The following is a 20,149-nucleotide window of genomic DNA, read 5'->3' as shown; positions in this document are numbered from 1 at the left end:
ATACATGAACCCAACTGACACAGCGCCGGCGCTTGATACCTACTGCGGTTTTATCGCCATTGTCGGGCGCCCGAATGTGGGCAAATCCACATTATTAAACAAAATTCTGGGACAAAAAATCTCGATTACCTCACGCAAGGCTCAAACTACTCGTCACCGCATTGTCGGCATTCATACCGAGGGCGTCTATCAGGCGGTTTACGTGGATACGCCGGGGCTGCATATTGAAGAAAAACGCGCTATTAACCGCCTGATGAACCGTGCGGCAAGTAGCGCTATCGGCGATGTGGATCTGATCATTTTTGTGGTGGACGGTACGCACTGGAACGACGACGATGAAATGGTGCTCAACAAACTGCGTCAGGCAAAAGCCCCGGTAGTATTGGCGATCAATAAAATTGACAATATTAAAAATAAAGACGAATTGCTGCCGTTTATTACTCAAATCAGCGCAAAATTTGACTTTAAGGATATCGTGCCGATTTCAGCCCAGCGTGGCAACAACGTGCAAAATCTGCAACAAATCGTGCGTAACTCCCTGCGCAAAGGCGCACATCATTTTCCGCAAGATTACGTGACCGACCGTTCGCAGCGCTTTATGGCATCGGAAATTATCCGCGAAAAGCTGATGCGTTTTATGGGCGAGGAATTGCCTTATGCCGTCACCGTGGAAATCGAGCAGTTTAAAACCAACGAACGCGGCACTTATGAGATCAACGGTCTAATTTTAGTTGAGCGTGAAGGACAGAAAAAAATGGTTATCGGCAATAAAGGGCAGAAAATCAAACTGATCGGCACCGAAGCGCGCGCAGACATGGAACGTTTGTTTGACAACAAAGTGCATCTGGAGCTGTGGGTGAAAGTCAAATCCGGCTGGGCGGACGATGAACGTGCGTTACGCAGTCTGGGTTATATGGATGAATAAACGGTTTTTCGATTTTCAGCGGCGGGAATTTCCCGCCTTTTTAATCGGCAACCGCGCGCAACACGGCAGTTAATTCAGCAGCAAATGCTGGCGGGTTTTCTTTATGCGCATTATGTCCAGCGTTCGCAATCAGCGTTAGCGGTAAACCGCTGTCTTCCGCTATTTGACGGAATTTCTGATCCTTTTCGCCGCAAAAATAAAAAAACGGCAATAAATTCGACCGCACTTTAGGGCGAAAATCCGGCTGTTTAGCCAGCGAAGTAACGCGCAGCATATGACCGATATTGGCGCCACAATGCGGCGTCCGTTCAGCAATTAATGCGGCGCGTTGTTTTTCATCCAAATGCGCAAACACGCCTTGCCGATACCAATCTTGCAGCACCTGCTGCGGCGCTTGTGTAGCAAAGCGCTGTGCCCAGCGACAATCATGCTGCCAGCGCGCCCGCTTTTCCGCTGCCGATTGCAATCCCAAATTTGCCCCCTCTAAAATCAGCCCTTGTAAATTGCCTTTTTCACATTGCGCCTGTAACGCATAATAAAGGGCTATTCGCCCGCCCAGTGAATAGCCTATCAAAAAATAAGGACGCGGCCCGATTGACCGTCGAATGTAATCCGCCACAAAGCCCGCAGTTTGCTCAAAATCGGCGACGCCAGTATTTTTCTCCCTGCCGTGATAAGGCAAATCGGGCGCAAAACAGTCAAAGTGCGGTAGTTTTTCAATCAGTTTTTGCCAGTCGGCACCGCTGCCGAGCAAGCCGTGCAGAAAGACCAAACAAGGCATATCAGGCTCCGATAACGGCGTAACTGATCTGTTCAATCAAGCGTTTATAAATATTACTGCCATCGCTGGAAGCCACTTTGATTTCAATTAAGGTGGTTTCACGGCGCGAATAGGCATGTTTCAGCACTGAACTTAAATCTGCCCAAGTATAAGGACGGGCATATTTCAGATCAAACATCGACGCCGCCTGTGAAAACTCAAGATTGTGCGGCATGCGGTAAAAGCGGTCTTTGACTTCGGTGTCCACCGGTAACATATCGAAAATCGCCCCGCCGTTATTATTAATAATAAAAATAATCGTCGGTTGATTAACGTTTTTAAACAATGCCAGCGAATTCAAATCATACAGCGCAGAGGTGTCGCCGATCATCGCCACTAACGGCTGATTGGCGCCAACACCAATTCCGGCGGCGGTAGCCAGCAAGCCGTCAATACCGCTGGCGCCGCGATTAGTGTAGACAGGATAGCCCTCCGGCAGCTTGGTCAACGCATCAACCAGACGCACAAATAAACTATTACCCAAAAACAAAATGCCGTTATTTGGCAATATGCGCTCAATATGGTGGGCCAGAGAGGCTTCATTCAAATTACCGCCTACCTGCTGTTCCACAAAGGTGGCGCAGAATTTCGCCAACGCCAACGGCTCAAGCAGCCAAGGTTTTTGCCGCAGTGGCGGATGCGCGCGCAACCAATGGTGAATTTTGGCATTAAAGCGGGTGTGAGCATGATGATAAGGATCAACCGCATTGTGGCTGTCTTCAACAATCCAGTATTCACCGTGGAACTCGCTTAAAAATTGGTTAATTCGTTTACTGATAAAGCGCGAACCCAGTTGGATCACAATATCCGCTTCCAGCAATTTTTTTCTCACCGTTTGATTGGCAAGCCAAATATCCGCATAAGGCAGGCTCGGTTCCACTCCGGACTGAACATCCGTCAGCAAAATCCACCCCATCGTATTCGCCCAAGCGCTGATCCCCATGGATTGTGCTAAGGGCATTTTACCCGCCACGATCACGCCGCGTTTAGTGCGCCAGTGATCCCAGTGTTCGTGCATCAAGACTTCCTGTTGCAAAGGCGAATACACGGTGCGCGCCTTATGCTGAGCCAGCCAGCGCTGCACCTTAGCCAACCAAGGGTGAGTATCAATCTCATCGGTTTGCGCGGCATACAACGGTTCGGCAAACGGCACATTGATATGCACCACGCCCGGCTGTCGTTGTTGCCGGTAACATGCCTGTTCCAATACGGAAATCAGCCAATCCGCCGCATAATCCTCACTCGGTCGCGGCAAATCCAGCGTGGAAACCGGATAATCGGCAAACAGACGTTGCTGAACGATCGCCTGATTCGCACCGCATTCCAACAATTCCGGCGGGCGATCGGCGGTCAGCACGATTAAATTCACCGCACTTTGGCGCGCCTCCACAATAGCGGGATACAAATTCGCCGCGGCGGTACCGGAGGTGACAATCACCGCGACCGGCGCGTTGACGGCTTTAGCCAGTCCCAGCGCGAAAAAACCGAGTCCGCGTTCATCAAAATGTGTGTGGCAAACTGCACGGCGCCCGTCCTGCAAACGGGCTGCCTCTAGCGTTAACGGGGTGGAACGGGAACCCGGTGCGATACAGAAGTGGGTAACGCCTTGTCGTACAAGCGTTTCTAAAATCACTTTTGACCAACAACGATTAAATACACTCACAGACATAGTTGTTCTCCGTTTTTCATTCTTGTAATAATGAGACTAATCCTAACGCTTTACGTTCGATCTCCTGCCATTCTAGCAAGGGAACCGAACCCTCAACAATACCCGCACCGGCAAATACACGAATTTTATCCCCTTCCACAAAAGCGGAGCGAATTGCAACACAAAACTCCGCTTGCGCCGTTTCCATGATCCCCAAAGTACCGGCGTACCATTCGCGGTTAAAACATTCCGTGCGGCGTAAAAAATCCAGCGCCGCCCGCTGCGGCAAACCGGCGACCGCAGCGGTTGGATGCATTGCCTGTAGGCAAGTCTCATCGCCATAACCGCAATGTAACTCGGCAAATATATGGCGTCTTAAATGCTGCACCTGACGCAATTGTTTTAAACCCAGCTCGGACACCGTCAGCTGTCGGACATAGGGTTGCAGTTTGTGCCGAATATCATCCGCCACTAACTGATTTTCATAAATATTTTTTTGATCCTGCAATAGCCATTGCGCCTGCTGACGATTAAACTGCGCATCTTCCGTCATCAGCGCCGTTCCCGCCAGTGCTTCGGTCTGTAACTGCGTACCCTCACGCCGATAGAGGCGTTCCGGCGGCGAACCGACAAACGCATGTTCGGCATCCTGCGCCCATAAAAAATGGTAACAACCTAAATTCCGGCGTTCGCTTTCCGCCAGAAAATCCTTGGCGTTCAGCGCACTTTCGGTTTGAAAACAGGTTTCGTTAGCCAATACGCTTTTACGCAGCTCGCCGCGGCGAATCGCCGCCAGCGCCTGCTCCACCCATTGACACCACTCAGTCTGCGTCGCCTTTTGTCCGTATAAACGGATTGCCCGGTGAACGGAACAAAGTGCGGTCGTGTTCGCAAAAGTTTCCAAACAACTTAACGCCGCATCACATTCCTGCCGCAGCGGTTTGCGATTATCAATAAACAGGCTGACGGTCAAATGCGTTGCATGCCGGCGCAGTAGCAGCCGCGGCAGAAAAAACTCACCCTCATCATAAAATTTTAGCCCGCCGAGCAACGGCAGCGACAAACGACGGACAAAATCCTGCGCCTGATTCGGTGCGGAAAATGACCGCACTTTGCCTAACGCCGCAAGCTGGCATCGACTGTCGCGAAAATTAAAATAGAATTGGGGATAACTCTGCTGTGCTTTCAACCAACTCAGCATTGTCACCGTCATTACGCTTTCTATGCGAAACTCGCTGATTTCCTGCGTTTGCGGCTGATGAAAGCGAATCCGTTCAATTAACCGATTTTTGATTGATTGCAAATTATCCATTGAGAAAAGCGTTGTTTTTAGCGATAAAATAAGTTAAAAATAAGCGTTAATTCTACCGCACTTTATCGGAATTTTTTACAAAATCTTTTCATCTTCAAAAAATAAGCGTAAAGTGCGGTGACAAAAGCGCCGTTTCAGCATGCGAAGCGCATCAGCCGTTGTATAACACATCATCGATGACCGTAAATGCAGTTTTCGTTTTCTCAATCACAACAAGATAATAAGGATTATCACCATGAATATATTTCCTAAATCAGATAAATTGGAACATGTCTGTTATGACATCCGCGGACCGGTACACAAAGAAGCGCTGCGGCTGGAAGAGGAAGGAAATAAAATTTTAAAACTGAATATCGGTAACCCCGCACCTTTCGGTTTTGAAGCGCCTGATGAAATTCTGGTGGATATTTTACGCAATCTGCCCGCCGCACAGGGATATTGCGATTCCAAAGGGCTGTATTCGGCGCGTAAAGCTATCGTGCAATATTATCAGTCCAAAGGCATTCACGGCGCCACCGTCAACGATGTGTATATCGGCAATGGCGTTTCCGAACTGATTATGATGGCTATGCAGGCCTTGTTGAACAATGGCGATGAGGTGTTGATTCCGATGCCCGATTATCCTTTATGGACTGCGGCGGCAACCTTGGCGGGCGGTAAGGCGGTGCATTATCTGTGTGACGAACAGGCGGATTGGTTCCCGGATATTGACGACATAAACGCTAAAATCACCGCTCGCACGAAAGCCATTGTGATTATTAATCCGAATAATCCGACCGGTGCGGTGTACAGCAAAGCGCTATTAGAACAGATTGTCGCCACCGCGCGCCGGCATAATCTGATTATTTTCGCCGATGAAATTTACGACAAAATTCTCTATGACGATGCGCAACATCATCATATCGCGGCACTGGCACCGGATTTGCTCACCATTACCTTAAACGGTCTGTCAAAAGCTTATCGGGTCGCCGGTTTCCGACAGGGTTGGATGATTCTCAACGGACCGAAAAAACAGGCTAAAGGTTATATTGAAGGGCTGGATATGCTGGCGTCCATGCGTTTGTGTGCCAACCATCCGATGCAGCATGCCATTCAAACTGCGCTGGGCGGCTATCAAAGTATTAACGAATTTATTTTACCCGGCGGGCGTTTGCTGGAACAGCGCAACAAGGCATTTGAACTGATTAATCAAATTCCGGGTGTTAGCTGTGTAAAACCGATGGGCGCGTTGTATATGTTCCCGAAAATCGACACGAAAAAGTTCAATATTTACGATGATGAAAAAATGGTGCTGGATTTGCTGCGTCAGGAGAAAGTGCTACTGGTACACGGACGCGGTTTTAACTGGCACGAACCCGATCACTTCCGTATCGTCACGTTGCCTTATGTGCATCAGATCGACGCCGCATTAACCAAATTTGCCCGTTTTTTACAACATTATCATCAATAAACGGGCGGTCTTCTTTGTGCTAACCGCCGCGTTAAAAATAAAACCGGCGGTTTTTTATTCACCGAAATCTGGCGGTAAATGATGGAGCATGGATTTCCAAATCCCGCTGCTGCGCTCGCGGTTTTCCATTAAGCACACCGCTGCCCGCTCAATATCGCCGAGGCGGCAGCTTTCCTGCAATTCCTGATAAAAACTTAATGTAAACGCTCTGGATTGTGCGTCGGAGAAAAATAACGAGGCAACTTGGTGATATAACGCTTTAAAGCTGTTTAGAATCAATCCGTACACCGGTTTATTTGCCACAAAGGTGAAACTGCGGTACAGATTATAATCGAATTCGGCATAAGCCTGTGGCGTATCTGCCAAGTGCGGTAGATTTTCAAACAGTTTCAATGATGCTGCCGCATCCAGCTGAATGGCTTCCGGAATATAATGTTCGCCCATACGGGTGCGTAATGACACGACGTTGGTAATAATCACCGGAATCACAGATTTGTCCAGTTGGATCAGGGTGTGGATAATATTCGGCCCGGCGGTTTCCCACACATTATTAACCCGGGTCGGTTTGCCGTGCTGAATCAACAGCCAACCGTCACGCGCCAAACGTTGCAAAACTTCGCGCAACGTCGTTCTGGTCACGCCGATTTTATCCGCCAGTTCCCGCTCCGCCGGCAAATCCGAACCCGGCGGAAAATGATTATTCCAAATACTTTTAACAATATATTCTTCCGCCAAACCGGCCGGACTCTGCGCTTTGAGCAGCGGTTGATTATTATTCATGCGTTTCTTCTGTATAATTCTGTATAATATTGAAAAAATTGTGATATAGATAACAAAATAAAGATTTCTTATTATCCTTGAAAGCAGTATATATTACAATTATATGGATGCATTTTTTTATATTAAGGTTGTAAATATTATGAGTTATACACAAGCATTTTTTAAAAATTTTTTAGGTCCCAGCCCTGATTGGTATAAATTATCTATTGTGGGGTTTCTTATTTTAAATCCGTTGTTATTTTTTTTCGTCAGTCCCTTTCTCGCCGGCTGGGTACTGGTAGCGGAATTCATTTTTACCCTCGCTATGGCATTAAAATGTTATCCGTTGCAACCGGGCGGGTTGCTGGCACTGGAAGCCGTAATCATCGGCATGACCAAACCGGAGCACGTGAAAGCCGAAATTATGGCTAATTTTGAAGTGATCCTGTTGCTGATGTTTATGGTCGCCGGTATCTACTTTATGAAACAATTGCTGTTATTCGTCTTCACCAAACTGTTGCTCAGCATTCGTTCCAAACTGGTTCTCTCACTTTCTTTCTGTCTCAGCGCCGCTTTTCTCTCCGCCTTTCTTGATGCGTTAACCGTCGTTGCAGTCATTATCAGCGTCGGCATGGGCTTTTACGGGGTGTATCATAAAGTGGCGTCAGGAAAAAATTTCGATGATTCCGATGATATTAACGACGATAAACATATCGGTAACCGAAAAGAAACGCTGGAGCAATTCCGAGCATTTCTGCGCAGCTTAATGATGCACGCAGCGGTCGGTACTGCGCTCGGCGGCGTAATGACCATGGTAGGCGAACCACAAAATCTGATTATTGCGGAACAGGCAAAATGGGCATTCGGTGAATTTTTCCTGCGTATGAGCCCGGTTACCGTACCGGTGCTGGTATGCGGCGTGCTGACCTGCGCATTGGTAGAAAAACTGCGTCTCTTCGGCTACGGTGCCAAACTGCCGCGTAAAGTCTGGGGCGTTTTAGCCAAATTCGATCGCAATCGCGAACTCAAAATGAACAAACAGGAACGGATCAAACTGGTTATTCAGGCGCTCGTCGGTATTTGGTTGGTTATCGGTCTGGCGTTTCATTTAGCCGCAGTCGGTCTTATCGGTTTAAGCATTATCATTTTGTGCACCTCGCTGTGCGGCGTAACCAGCGAACATGCCTTAGGTAAAGCATTTCAAGAATCGCTGCCGTTTACCGCGCTGTTGGTGGTTTTTTTCTCTGTAGTGGCGGTCATTATCGATCAGCAATTATTCGCGCCGATCATCCATTTCGTCTTATCCGCCAGCGAAAGCGCACAACTAATTCTGTTCTATATTTTCAATGGTGTCCTTTCTGCGATTTCTGATAACGTGTTCGTCGCAACGGTTTACATCAACGAAGCGAAAGCCGCGCTGGAACAGGGCGTGATTTCTCTCGGACAGTTCGAACTGATCGCCGTGGCAATCAATACCGGCACAAATCTGCCGTCTGTTGCCACCCCGAACGGACAAGCCGCATTTTTGTTCTTGCTCACCTCATCACTGGCACCGCTTATCCGTTTGTCGTACGGCAAAATGGTTTACATGGCGCTACCATATACTATTGTGCTGTCTTTAATCGGTTTACTTGCGGTAGAATATGTGCTGCCGGCGGCAACCCAAGTATTCACTCAGTTGGGGCTTATTATGCCGGTATAATAAACATATAAAGGAAAAATAATGCTCAACTACTTAAAAGACTTATCAATACACCGCGCCGGCTGGCTGCTGCTGTTGCTGTCCGCACTGGCGCTGGAAGGCAGTGCGCTTTACTTTCAGCACGGTATGGGGTTGGCGCCCTGCGTCATGTGTATTTACGAACGTGTGGCATTATTCGGTATCGCCATTGCAGGTCTAATCGGGCTTATCGCGCCCCGCTTGCTCATTTTGCGCCTGCTCGCGTTATTAGTCGGCTTGTGCAGCGCGCTGAAAGGGCTGCTGTTGGCGCTTAAACATGTGGATTATCAGCTGCATCCCGCCCCTTGGAATCAATGCTCCTATATGGTGGAGTTTCCACAAACGCTGCCGTTGGATAAGTGGTTTCCCGCCGTGTTTAGCCCTTACGGTTCCTGCTCGGATGTGGTCTGGGAACTCTGGGGGCTGTCAATGGCGCAATGGATTGCGGTTATCTTTGCCTTTTATAGTCTACTCTTTGTGCTGTTGCTTATCAGCCAGCTGAAGACGACAAAAAAACGTCGCCTGCTTTTTAAATAACCGCAAAAAAGTGCGGTGTGTTTATAAAAATTTTATAAAAACGCACCGCACTTTTTCTCTATTTAGGAGAATCAGCAACAAATATCCTGCACCACAAATTGTAAGGAATGTCTTGCCCATAATCGTGCCTTCCGCTGTTTCAGACGTTTCAAGCGCAGCGCGCGTCCCTGCGATAGACTGAACAATTTACGATTATTCTTTTTTAAAAACGTTTTTCTTTTTACTGCCATAACAACCTCTTCTGTCATTTATTTTCTATCTGGTTATGTTCTACCTGTTTATTGCTGATCCCGGCTTCTGCCGCCGACAGCGACGTTCGCATATCTGTGGACTCATGTTGCACTGTCGGCTGCGTATCATTTTGCTCGCTCTGATTCTGTCGGACACGATGATAATTAACGATACTGTTCATATAGCGGCGTATATTTTCCACATATTGAAAGGCTTCGTATCCCCGCGCATAGCCATATTTCAGCTGAGTATAATGCCGCTTTTCCGCCAATAGCGGGAGATTTTTTTTCACATCCAGCCAATTATCCGGATCACCGCCCAGATTTTTAGTCAGTCGGCGGGCATCCAGCAAATGCCCCAATCCCATATTATAGGCCGCCAAGGCGAACCAAATGAGATCTTCCGGCAAAATACTGTCCGGCATTTGCCCCAACAGCAAATGCAAATATTCGGAACCGGCTTTAATACTCTGTTCCGGATCGCGCCGGTTGCCGATTTTCATTCGGTCGGCGGTCGCTTTAGTCAGCATCATCATGCCGCGCACTCCGGTAGGCGAGGTGGCATCAGGATTCCAGTGAGACTCCTGATACGCCACTGCCGCCAGCAAGCGCCAATCCAGCTCGCCTTTATATTTTTCAAACAGCGGCGCAAATTTGGGCAATGTGGTTTCTATCGCCGCCAAATATGAACGGGTATCCACATAATCAAATTGCCCTAAATGGTTGAAATATTTTTCTTCAATGCGCGCAATTAAACCGGTTTCAATCGCACCATTCATAAAATCCAACAGCGCCGCCTGTAATTCGCTGTAGGAATTATTCGGCAAATACCAGTGTACGGTGGATTCATCGGTAACATCAAAGGCCACCGCAAGCTGCGGTTTAATCTGCTGAGTAATGGAGACATCAATGGAATTGGCTACCGTATAATCAATTTTGCCTTCCGCAACTTGCAATAATAATTCTTCCTGTGTGTTATCCGCCACCGTCCAGCTCAGCTGCGGATATTGTTCCTTAAATGCAGTTAACAGCGCGTCAAGCTCCGAACCGGCGGCAATCACCAGTTTGCCATTCAGCTGCTGGAGCGAAAGCGGGCGGTTCTCGCCTTTACGATAAGCCAGCTGCCAAGAAGCAGAATAATAAGCAGGACCGATTTGAAAATTTTCCAATCGGCTCGGCTGATACAGTAAATTCGCCGCGGCAATGTCGATCTGATGTTTGGCTAAGGCGGAAAATAATTCTTCGCCGGTCGCCATCGGGCGCACTTCCAATTCCACATTTAAATAATCAGCGAACGCCTTGCTTAATTCGTATTCCAGCCCAGATTGTCCTTCGATCCCAATAAAATACGAAATCGGGTTATTGATCGTGCCGACAATCAGCTTGCCACGTGACTGAATCGCGCCATAGCGGTTTTCTTCCGACAGCATAATTTTCTGCCACGGAAATACCATGTCGATCGCCCATAACAACAGCGCAACGGCACCGATAATGCGTAGAAATAATCCTTTCACATGACACCTGCCAGATTAAAAATCGTTAAAAATTTCACCGCACTTTTTATGCGTCTTCAGATGGCCAGGCGTGCACCACAGCTTTCACCAGCGTCGCTAACGGAATGGCAAAAAACACCCCCCAGAAACCCCATAACCCGCCGAAAATCAGCACCGCAACGATAATCGTCAAAGGATGTAAATTCACCGCTTCGGAAAACAAAAACGGTACCAACAAATTACCGTCCAGTATTTGAGTGACCAAATAGGCCGCCATCAGCCACCAAAATGTCGGCGTCGCGCCGAACTGAAATATCGCCACCAACACCACCGGGATGGTCACCAGCACCGCACCGATATAAGGAATCAACACCGAAAGCCCGACTGCCACCGCCAGCAACAACGGATAATTTAACCCGAAAAACAGGAAGATCACATAAGTGATGACCGCCACAATCAGAATTTCGACAATTTTACCACGAATATAATTGGCAATTTGCAGCTGCATTTCCTGCCACACTTTATATGCCAGCGTGCGGTTGCGCGGTAAAAAACCGCTGATATAAGTCATCAGTTCCTGCTTGTCTTTTAACAGAAAAAACACCATGAGCGGCACTAAAAACGCATAAATGCCGAGTGTCACCAAACTCAAAATAGAGGTGACGGAAAATTTCAACGCGGACTCACCAAAACCCAGAATTTTACTTTTAATACTGCTGAAAATCGCATCGACCATTTGATAATCCACCACTTCGGGATAATCTTCCGGCAAGGAAAGTAGCCATTCGTTCAGACGATTAAACATATGCGGTAAATCGCTGAATAAATTCACCGTTTGATTCACCAGCGTCGGAATTAATACCAGACTGGTCACCAGCACCAACCCGGTAAAGCTGCCCAATACCATAATCGTCGCCAGCAGCCGTGGACATTTCAGCTTTTCATTAAAAATGCGAATCGGCCATTCCAGTAAATAAGCCAACACAATCGCAATCAGCAACGGCGCCAGCAAATCACTGAAAAAATAAATCGCCACAAATCCGAACAACAGGATGGCAAGCAGCGCCATTGCCTGCGGATCACTAAAGCGGCGGTTATACCAATTTCTTAACATTTCCAGCATAAAATATCCTTATTACAAGCATTTCTGCTGATTATAAGGTAAAATTCCCAGGATTTGTATCTGCAAAGGAATTTTTCTATGAGTGTTAAAATCTATCATAATCCCCGCTGTTCAAAAAGCCGTCAGACCTTAGCCTTGCTGGAACAGCATCATGTTAAACCGGAAGTAGAACTCTACTTGCAGGAACACTACAGCGTGGAAGAGTTACAGACTCTCGCGGACAAACTACAGGTTGGCAGTGTACGCGAAATGATGCGAACCAAAGATGAACTGTACCGCACACTGGCGCTGGATAATCCGGCGCTCAGCGAATCTCAACTGCTGGCTGCCATCGCAGAACACCCAGCGTTATTGGAACGCCCCATTGTAGTCAATGGCGATAAAGCAAAAATCGGTCGCCCGCCAGAAAGTGTTTTAGCAATTTTATAATTTCGTTTATAATAGCGCCCGCCCAAAACCGGGCGTTTATTTTATCAGGAGAAGCCCATGAATAAGCAAAAACAGCTGGTTTTATCGGTTTGTGCCGAAGCCGAACATCAGCCCGCTGCCTATCAGCATCACAAAGGCACGATTCGCGATAACGCCATTCAGGCGTTGCTGCATGATCGCCTGTTCCGCCAACGCATTGAGAAAAAACGCAAAGGAAAAGGTAGCTATCAGCGTAAAGCAAAACACGCCGGGAAATTTATCGAAAGCCCGATTATCAGATTTTTGGCAACAAAGATTTTATAATCGGGCTTTTTTTTCATTATGCAAACAACAGAGGTCATTATTATGTCGATTAAAACGGAAGTCTTATTCAGCAACAACTGGAATGTACGTATCAGTGATCCAGGCGAAGAAGGCGCACGCAGCCACTTTTTTGAAAAAATTTATCTGACCTTAGAAGCTCATATCGACGGCAACGCGATTACTTACGAGTTCACCCGCAAAGTGGAAGATCAAGTAAAAATCAACCGCACTTTCACCGATTTGCATGAATTATTTAAATTTTTAGGCGATTATCTGGACCCGGTCTCTCTCGGTTTTTTAGGGGTAAAAATCGGGAAACTACGGCGTTAGGGCGCAATCTGCTCCGAATATTTTTAAAGATATATTCATTATCTAATCGCTAACCGTTGGTTCACATAAAATCCTTCTAGCTTAGCGAATTCTATGTTTCTTTAACAAATCAGATACTTAACTTATTGATATAACATAAATACAACTATGTTATACTTGCTATCTGCCTTTTTGTTGCAGATCAGCGAATTCTTGCATTTCAAGCCAGAACCCTCGCCTTTTGCCAACAAGGCTCCGGCTACCTACGCGTAGCCGTGTGTTGAAACAATTTCTTTAGTGACTTTATCCTCACTTTGTTCTTCCGGCTACCTACGCGTAGCCGTGTGTTGAAACAGTTAAAACAAAACCTATGCCGTCGTAGCCTTTACCGGCTACCTACGCGTAGCCGTGTATTGAAACCAATACACCATAAACGATCTTGTCGTCGGAGAACCCGGCTACCTATGCGTAGCCGCGTGTTGAAACTTTTCAGTTTGCGTGATGTAGTCAAAATCCGCTTCCGGCTACCTACGCGTAGCCGCGTGTTGAAACCATTATCAAGCGTCATAAAATACGGCGAATAGGACCCGGCTACCTATGCGTAGCCGCGTGTTGGAACCGCATTATGTGCGCTCCGCATCACGTTCGGACTTGCCGGCTACCTACGCGTAGCCATGTGTTGAAACAATGTGGATGCCTCACAAGCCAATAACGCGCTCAGAATTGAACAATGGAAGAAAAATTCCATTATTTCAAAAAATGCGGTAAAAATTACCGCACTTTTACTATCCTATTGAAATTAATGATTAAATTCCAGTTTTGGCGGGGTGTTTTCGGTTACGGTTTGTTCTTCTACCACAACTTTATGCAGCTGCTCTAACGACGGCAGATCATACATGGTATCCAGTAACAAACCTTCTACAATAGAGCGTAATCCGCGCGCGCCGGTTTTGCGTTCAAGGGCTTTTTTCGCCATTGCGCGTAGCGACTGCAGGGTAAATTCCAGCGCTACATTTTCCAAGCCAAAAAGCACTTGATATTGCTTGGTCAGCGCATTTTTCGGTTCGGTCAGAATTTTAACCAGCGCTTCTTCGTCCAGTTCGCTTAACGGTGCGATCACCGGTAAACGGCCGATAAATTCGGGAATTAAACCGAACTTCATTAAATCGTCCGGTTCGACCTGACTGAATAATTCAGTTAAGCTCGCCTTATCCGATTCGCCTTTCACTTCCGCGCCGAAACCGATTCCGCTACCGATATGGGTACGTTTCTCCACGATTTTATCCAAACCGGCAAAGGCGCCGCCGCAAATAAACAGAATTTTTGAGGTATCCAAACGCAGCATTTCCTGTTGTGGATGTTTACGCCCGCCCTGCGGCGGAATTGATGCGATTGTGCCTTCCACCAGCTTCAACAATGCCTGCTGCACGCCTTCACCAGACACATCACGGGTAATCGACGGATTTTCCGATTTGCGCGTAATTTTGTCGATTTCGTCAATATAGATAATGCCCTGCTCAGCGCGCTCAAGATCATAATCACAATTCTGTAGTAGCTTCTGCAACACGTTTTCCACATCTTCGCCTACATAACCGGCTTCGGTCAGAGTTGTGGCATCCGCCATGGCAAAGGGCACATTCAGCATACGGGCAAGGGTTTCCGCCAGCAGAGTTTTACCGCTGCCGGTCGGACCAATGAGCAAAATATTGCTTTTACCCAGTTCCACATCGTTATTCTGCTGCTGGCTGCGCTGACGTTTGTAATGATTATACACCGCTACCGCCAGCACTTTTTTGGCATAATCCTGCCCGATGACATAATCGTCTAAGTGGGCACGGATTTCGTGCGGCGTCGGCAATTTCATCTCATCGTCATTTTGCCGCTCATCATCGGGCTGCGGCGTCTCATGTAGCATATCGTGGCACAATTCAATACATTCATTGCAAATATATCCCGATGTGCCGGCAATTAATTTTTCCACTTCTTTTTGCTCTTTGCCGCAAAAAGAACAATGTAATTCGGTATCTTTTGTCATTTCTTCGTCCAGTTATCGTTGTAGCAAAACATCATCGATCAAGCCATAAGCCTTGGCTTCTTCGGCAGACATAAAATTATCGCGATCGGTATCATGCTCAATTTTTTCAAGCGGCTGCCCGGTGTGCAATGCCAGACGTTGATTTAAAGTATGACGAATTTTCAAAATTTCCTGCGCATGGATCTGAATATCGGACGCTTGTCCGCGGAAACCGCCTAACGGCTGGTGAATCATCACACGTGCATGTGGCAATGCCGCCCGTTTACCGGCAGCACCGCCCGCCAGCAAAAACGCGCCCATGGAACAAGCCTGACCGATACACAATGTGCGCACATCCGGTTTAATAAACTGCATGGTATCGTAAATCGCCATGCCCGCCGTTACCGAACCACCCGGCGAATTAATATAAATATTAATGTCTTTTTCCGGATTTTCCGATTCTAAAAAAAGCAGCTGCGCGACAATCAGATTCGCCATATTATCTTCCACTTCGCCGCTGAGAAAAATTACGCGTTCTTTCAATAGGCGCGAATAAATATCATAAGAACGCTCGCCGCGTGCGGTTTGCTCCACCACCATAGGAATTAAACTCATATCCACCTCGTTCGTTAGGTAAGCGATTTTGCTTACGATTTAGTTGTAAGCGATATTATATAACAAAAGTGCGGTCATTTTTTTAATAAAAACGACCGCACTTTAAAGTAAATTCAAGCGAACGAAACTACGCTTGCGGATTCATGATGTCATCAAATGAAGCCGCTTTTTCCGTTACCTGCGCTTTTGCCAAAACCGCGTCAACGGCTTGTTCTTCCAATACTACGTTACGAATATTATTCATTAACTCTTTGTTTTTGCTGTAATATTCGATAACTTCCGCCGGCTGTTCATAGGCTGAGGCAATATCCTGAATCATTGCTTTAGCACGTTCTTCATCCGCTTTCAGTTGGTTGGAGGCAATCACTTCCGCTAACAATAAGCCCACTTGAACACGGCGTTTCGCCTGTTCTTCAAACAATTCACGTGGTAACTGTGCCGCTTGCTGCGTGTTACCGCCGAAACGTTGTGCCGCTTGACCGCGTAATACTTCAATTTCCTGCTCGACCGCCGCTGCCGGTACATCAATCGGATTCTGCGCGATTAAGCCGTCAATCACTTGATTTTTGATCCGTGCAGTCAACGCATTTTTTAATTCACGCTGCATATTTTTTGCGATCTCAGCACGTAAATCCGCAACGGTTTTAGTATTCGGACCGAACTTCGCGACAAATTCGTCAGTTAATTCAGGCAACACCATAACTTCGACTTTTTTCAGCGTAATGCTGAATTTTGCTGCTTTGCCTCTCAGATTTTCTGCGTGATATTCTTGCGGGAAAGTAACGTCAATATCAAAGGTTTCGCCCGCTTTATGCCCGACGATGCCGTCTTCAAATCCCGGAATCATGCGACCTTGTCCCATCGCCAGCACGAAATCATTGGCTTTGCCGCCTTCAAATTCTTCACCGTCAACCGAACCGATAAAATCAATCACGACGCGATCATCAGCTTTTGCCGCATCCTGCGATTCCGTCCAAGTCGCCTGTTGCTTGCGCAATACATCAACCATTTTATCAATATCGCTTTCGGCAATGTCAACTACCGGTTTTTCCACTTTGATTTGATCCAATCCTTGCAGTTGCACTTCCGGATATACTTCAAACGTAGCGTTAAATTTCAACTCTTTACCGGCTTCAAACTGCTCAACATTAAATGTCGGGCGACCTGCCAGATTAACTTTATTTTCAAACATCACATTGAAGAAATGTTTTTGTAGTAAATCGCCTAATACATCCTGACGAACAGACGCGCCAAACCGTTTTTCAATAATTTGTGCCGGCACTTTACCTTTACGGAAACCGTCCACGCGTGCATTTTTTGATACGCGTTTTAATTCTTCACGCACAGCCTGTTCGACGGTTTCGGACGGAACGGTGATGCTGACACGACGCTCAAGACCTTGAGTTGTTTCAATATTAAATGACATTATGTTACCTCAAAATGAATTTGCACTCGGCGAATACCCGCACCGAACACGTTAATCAAAATTTAATTAAAAAGACGATGAATTATAGCGGTACAAATGCCGTCAGTCGAGAAAATGGCGTATAAAAAACCGCATTTGATTATTTTTTAGCCTAAATAAAACAAAAGCCTTATTTTATATCAACAAGGCTTTTGCGGTATTCACTGATTACAGCGATTTCGGTAAACGAATTTTTTGTCCCGGGAAAATTTTATCCGCGTCTTTGATGACTTCTTTGTTCGCCGCCACAATAGCGGTATATTTCGCGCCGTTGCCGTAGGCTTTCTCTGCAATTTTCCACAAAGTGTCGCCTTTTTGGATAATGTAAAACTCATCGTCACCAGCTAAACTTTCACCGTTTTGAATAGCGACATTATCTGCGTTTACGCTATTAATGCCGACCACATTGCCCGCCATCAAAATGGCTTTTTCCAGCGCTTCCGCCGAAACCGCTTTACCTTCCAGTTTCGCCACGCCGTCTTCCACTGTGACCGCCACATCTTCCACGCCCGGATTATCTTCCGCGATATGTGCGGTAACCGCCTGTGAGGCGTCTTCTTTTTTAGAGAAAATCTTTTTACCGATCTCGCCGACAAAATCAAATAAACCCATATGATGCTCCTTATATCAATACCCGTTGAGTTCGGCTGTAACATTAACCAATTCGTCCTCATAAGTCTATATCAAGTTAACAGATCAGCACAATCTTTACATTAATTGAAAAAACTCTGCGAAAAATCACCGCACTTTTCTCCTGTTTTATACTAAAATAGGCGCTTTAATAAAACAAAAGGATACAGATTATGCGCTGGCAGGGTCGCAGAGAAAGCACTAATGTGGAAGACCGTCGTTCGTCGGGCGGTGCGTTTAAAGGCGGTAAAAGCACCGGAATTTTCGGTATCATTATTCTATTAATCGGCGCCTATTACGGCGTGGACCTTTCCGGTCTGGTAGGCACGCCAGATTTCAGCGAGCAAGGCGGCACCTCACTTAATACACAGGAAGAACAGGAGCTCAACAGCTTATCGCGCGTGGTGTTAGCCGATACGGAAACGGTTTGGGGCAATTATTTTGCGCAACACAACCGCACTTACAACGCGCCGGTGATGGTGCTTTACAGCGGTGCGACTTCGACTGCATGCGGAACCGGACAATCGGCGATGGGACCGTTTTACTGCCCGAATGATCAACGGGTTTATCTGGATTTGTCTTTCTACAGCGACATGAAAAATCAGCTGGGTGCCGATGGTGAATCCGCCTTTGCCTATGTCATCGCTCACGAAGTGGGACATCATGTGCAAAATCTGCTCGGCATTCTGCCGAAAGTCAATCAGGCTCGACAAAAGCTCAACAGTACGCAAGCCAATCAGTTATCCGTCAAACTGGAGCTACAGGCGGACTGTTTTGCCGGCGTGTGGGGCTATCAAGCCTCCAAAAGCGGGTTATTTGAAAGCGGTGACATCGAAAAAGCCTTCAATGCCGCAGAAGCGGTCGGCGACGATCGCCTGCAAAAACGCAGTCAAGGTTACGCCGTTCCTGACAGCTTCACGCACGGCACCTCAGCACAGCGTTTGACCTGGTTTAAACGCGGGCTGCAAAGTGGCGATCCAAGCCGGTGCGATACGTTTAACGCCAATTAAATCGGAAAAGTGCGGTTAGTTATAATCGCATTTTTTATATTAAAAAGAATAAAACCAAAACAACTTATTGTGATGACAAACGGGATAAAATGGCACGCCCTATTGGATTCGAACCAATGACCTACGGCTTAGAAGGCCGTTGCTCTATCCAGCTGAGCTAAGGGCGCATTTCAAATGGATATATAAGACAAAATGAAGTGGTCGGCGAGATAGGATTTGAACCTACGACCCACTGGTCCCAAACCAGTTGCGCTACCAAGCTGCGCTACTCGCCGACGAATGTGAGCATTATAGTTTTCTTTTGTTTGCAGTCAATGAATTTTTTCTATTTTTCAGCCAATCGCTCAAATTTATCTCAATCGGACTTACATTACAAAGGGTTTTCTGCCAAAATAGCAACCGTTTACGTTTTATCTTTCACAAGGAACAATCCATGGTCGCACAAGTCATTTCCGGTACCGAATTAGCTAAAAAAATAAAATCCGAGGTCGCACAACATATTCAGCAATATCACAATCAAGGTAAACGCGCGCCCGGGTTGGCGGTGATTCTGGTTGGCGCCGATCCCGCCTCTCAGGTGTATGTCGGAAGTAAACGTAAAAGCTGTGAAGAAATCGGTATTTATTCCGAATCCTATGATCTGCCGGAAAACACTTCACAGCGGGAACTGCTTGAGTTGATCGAGCGCTTGAATCATAATCCGAAAATCGACGGCATTTTGGTGCAATTACCGCTGCCGCAACATATCGACAGTACCTCGGTGATTGAACGTATTGCGCCGGAAAAAGATGTGGACGGTTTTCATCCATATAATGTCGGACGCCTGTGCCAGCGCATTCCGACACTACGCGCCTGTACGCCATACGGCATTATGAAACTGCTAGAAACCACCGACATAGATTTATACGGTCAGCACGCCGTTGTCGTCGGCGCATCGAATATCGTCGGGCGTCCGATGGCGCTGGAATTGTTGCTCGGTGGCTGCACCGTAACCGTCACCCACCGTTTTACCAAAGATCTGGAAAGCCACGTGAGACAAGCGGATATTCTGGTGGTCGCGGTCGGTAAGGCGCAATTTATTCCCGGCGATTGGATCAAACAAGGCGCCGTTGTGATCGATGTCGGCATTAACCGAGTAAACGGCAAACTGTTGGGCGATGTGCAATATGATGCCGCAAGCCAAAAAGCTGCATTTATTACACCGGTACCCGGTGGCGTCGGTCCGATGACCGTGGCAATGCTGATGTACAATACGTTGTTCGCTTATGAGCGTCACCAAGCCGATGTGGCACAAAATCAATAACAATATTCCTGCGGATACCGCAACAATGCCGTAACGATGTAGGCTTCCGCATTT

At 47.0% G+C, this 20,149-nt stretch carries 19 protein-coding genes, 2 tRNA genes and 1 pseudogene; 9 read left to right on the top strand and 13 right to left on the bottom strand.

Going from position 1 to position 20,149, the window contains the following annotated elements; translation table 11 throughout:
• Positions 1-4 precede the first annotated feature (4 nt).
• On the top strand, positions 5-925 hold the full coding sequence (gene era / locus BN3349_RS01380; protein ID WP_040975630.1) for a GTPase Era: 921 nt from the start codon (positions 5-7) through the stop codon (positions 923-925).
• 40 nt (positions 926-965) lie between these two features.
• Here era and menH read toward each other — a convergent pair whose 3' ends face one another.
• The 3 genes from menH to BN3349_RS01365 are packed head-to-tail and all read right to left on the bottom strand — an operon-like array spanning position 966 to position 4,705.
• Complete coding sequence (gene menH, locus BN3349_RS01375; RefSeq protein ID WP_040975501.1) at positions 966-1,706, bottom strand: 2-succinyl-6-hydroxy-2,4-cyclohexadiene-1-carboxylate synthase; 741 nt, start codon at positions 1,704-1,706, stop codon at positions 966-968.
• A gap of 1 nt (position 1,707) precedes the next feature.
• Positions 1,708-3,414 carry a 2-succinyl-5-enolpyruvyl-6-hydroxy-3-cyclohexene-1-carboxylic-acid synthase gene (gene menD / locus BN3349_RS01370; RefSeq protein WP_040975500.1) on the bottom strand — a complete coding sequence of 569 codons (1,707 nt, stop codon included), beginning with the start codon at positions 3,412-3,414 and terminating at the stop codon, positions 1,708-1,710.
• A 16-nt stretch (positions 3,415-3,430) separates the two neighbouring features.
• On the bottom strand, positions 3,431-4,705 hold the full coding sequence (locus tag BN3349_RS01365) for an isochorismate synthase (protein WP_040975499.1): 1,275 nt from the start codon (positions 4,703-4,705) through the stop codon (positions 3,431-3,433).
• A 235-nt stretch (positions 4,706-4,940) separates the two neighbouring features.
• On the opposite strand from BN3349_RS01365, the gene BN3349_RS01360 reads away from it, so the two are divergent.
• Entirely contained in the window at positions 4,941-6,155 is a 1,215-nt protein-coding gene (locus BN3349_RS01360; RefSeq protein WP_040975498.1) for a pyridoxal phosphate-dependent aminotransferase, read from the top strand.
• A 54-nt stretch (positions 6,156-6,209) separates the two neighbouring features.
• Here BN3349_RS01360 and fadR read toward each other — a convergent pair whose 3' ends face one another.
• On the bottom strand, positions 6,210-6,935 hold the full coding sequence (fadR, locus tag BN3349_RS01355; protein WP_040975497.1) for a fatty acid metabolism transcriptional regulator FadR: 726 nt from the start codon (positions 6,933-6,935) through the stop codon (positions 6,210-6,212).
• 139 nt (positions 6,936-7,074) lie between these two features.
• On the opposite strand from fadR, the gene nhaB reads away from it, so the two are divergent.
• Positions 7,075-8,616, top strand: coding sequence for a Na(+)/H(+) antiporter NhaB (gene nhaB, locus BN3349_RS01350; protein ID WP_040975629.1), 1,542 nt, complete (start codon positions 7,075-7,077; stop codon positions 8,614-8,616).
• A 21-nt stretch (positions 8,617-8,637) separates the two neighbouring features.
• Positions 8,638-9,171 (top strand): disulfide bond formation protein DsbB, encoded by a 534-nt coding sequence (gene dsbB / locus BN3349_RS01345; RefSeq protein ID WP_040975496.1) that lies wholly within the window; start codon positions 8,638-8,640, stop codon positions 9,169-9,171.
• Between the two features lie 71 nt (positions 9,172-9,242).
• Here the strand turns inward: dsbB and BN3349_RS12345 are convergent, their stop codons facing one another.
• Genes BN3349_RS12345 through BN3349_RS01335 form a run of 3 tightly spaced genes read right to left on the bottom strand, consistent with a single transcriptional unit; the run spans position 9,243 to position 12,017 of the window.
• Positions 9,243-9,401, bottom strand: coding sequence for a hypothetical protein (locus BN3349_RS12345; protein ID WP_503102582.1), 159 nt, complete (start codon positions 9,399-9,401; stop codon positions 9,243-9,245).
• 14 nt (positions 9,402-9,415) lie between these two features.
• Positions 9,416-10,915, bottom strand: a complete 1,500-nt coding sequence (gene mltF / locus BN3349_RS01340; RefSeq protein ID WP_040975495.1) for a membrane-bound lytic murein transglycosylase MltF — start codon at positions 10,913-10,915, stop codon at positions 9,416-9,418.
• A gap of 46 nt (positions 10,916-10,961) precedes the next feature.
• A complete protein-coding gene (locus tag BN3349_RS01335) occupies positions 10,962-12,017 on the bottom strand; it encodes an AI-2E family transporter (protein ID WP_032108517.1) in 1,056 nt (351 codons plus the stop codon).
• A 78-nt stretch (positions 12,018-12,095) separates the two neighbouring features.
• On the opposite strand from BN3349_RS01335, the gene arsC reads away from it, so the two are divergent.
• The 3 genes and pseudogenes from arsC to BN3349_RS01320 all read left to right on the top strand — a co-directional run bounded on the left by arsC (position 12,096) and on the right by BN3349_RS01320 (position 13,079).
• Positions 12,096-12,446, top strand: a complete 351-nt coding sequence (gene arsC, locus BN3349_RS01330) for an arsenate reductase (glutaredoxin) (protein WP_040975494.1) — start codon at positions 12,096-12,098, stop codon at positions 12,444-12,446.
• 57 nt (positions 12,447-12,503) lie between these two features.
• Positions 12,504-12,802, top strand: a pseudogene (locus BN3349_RS01325) (alternative ribosome-rescue factor A).
• Positions 12,792-13,079, top strand: coding sequence for a DUF5377 domain-containing protein (locus tag BN3349_RS01320; RefSeq protein WP_040975493.1), 288 nt, complete (start codon positions 12,792-12,794; stop codon positions 13,077-13,079). The pseudogene BN3349_RS01325 and the gene BN3349_RS01320 overlap by 11 nt, the downstream one beginning before the upstream one ends.
• 778 nt (positions 13,080-13,857) lie before the next feature.
• Here the strand turns inward: BN3349_RS01320 and clpX are convergent.
• From clpX to lysM, 4 genes are all read right to left on the bottom strand, one after another.
• Entirely contained in the window at positions 13,858-15,093 is a 1,236-nt protein-coding gene (clpX, locus tag BN3349_RS01315) for an ATP-dependent protease ATP-binding subunit ClpX (protein ID WP_040975492.1), read from the bottom strand.
• Positions 15,094-15,105: 12 nt separating this feature from the next.
• Positions 15,106-15,687: an ATP-dependent Clp endopeptidase proteolytic subunit ClpP gene (gene clpP, locus BN3349_RS01310; protein ID WP_040975491.1), complete on the bottom strand. Its 582-nt coding sequence runs from the start codon at positions 15,685-15,687 to the stop codon at positions 15,106-15,108.
• A gap of 127 nt (positions 15,688-15,814) precedes the next feature.
• The gene (tig, locus tag BN3349_RS01305) at positions 15,815-17,113 is read right to left on the bottom strand and encodes a trigger factor (RefSeq protein ID WP_040975490.1); all 1,299 of its coding nucleotides are present in this window, start codon (positions 17,111-17,113) and stop codon (positions 15,815-15,817) included.
• 207 nt (positions 17,114-17,320) lie between these two features.
• Positions 17,321-17,764 (bottom strand): peptidoglycan-binding protein LysM, encoded by a 444-nt coding sequence (gene lysM, locus BN3349_RS01300; protein WP_040975489.1) that lies wholly within the window; start codon positions 17,762-17,764, stop codon positions 17,321-17,323.
• A 191-nt stretch (positions 17,765-17,955) separates the two neighbouring features.
• Between lysM and ypfJ the strand changes: the two genes are divergently transcribed.
• Positions 17,956-18,792 carry a KPN_02809 family neutral zinc metallopeptidase gene (gene ypfJ / locus BN3349_RS01295; protein WP_040975488.1) on the top strand — a complete coding sequence of 279 codons (837 nt, stop codon included), beginning with the start codon at positions 17,956-17,958 and terminating at the stop codon, positions 18,790-18,792.
• Between the two features lie 90 nt (positions 18,793-18,882).
• Here ypfJ and BN3349_RS01290 read toward each other — a convergent pair.
• Together BN3349_RS01290 and BN3349_RS01285 are read right to left on the bottom strand one after the other, a co-directional pair.
• Positions 18,883-18,959: transfer RNA gene (locus BN3349_RS01290), tRNA-Arg, on the bottom strand.
• Positions 18,960-18,990: 31 nt separating this feature from the next.
• A tRNA-Pro gene (locus BN3349_RS01285) sits at positions 18,991-19,067 on the bottom strand.
• Between the two features lie 158 nt (positions 19,068-19,225).
• On the opposite strand from BN3349_RS01285, the gene folD reads away from it, so the two are divergent.
• The gene (gene folD / locus BN3349_RS01280; RefSeq protein WP_040975487.1) at positions 19,226-20,095 is read left to right on the top strand and encodes a bifunctional methylenetetrahydrofolate dehydrogenase/methenyltetrahydrofolate cyclohydrolase FolD; all 870 of its coding nucleotides are present in this window, start codon (positions 19,226-19,228) and stop codon (positions 20,093-20,095) included.
• Positions 20,096-20,149 lie beyond the last annotated feature (54 nt).

Source organism: Necropsobacter massiliensis (genome assembly GCF_000827595.2).
GTDB lineage: Bacteria > Pseudomonadota > Gammaproteobacteria > Enterobacterales > Pasteurellaceae > Necropsobacter > Necropsobacter massiliensis.
This window is presented reverse-complemented; position numbering and strand designations above follow the sequence as displayed.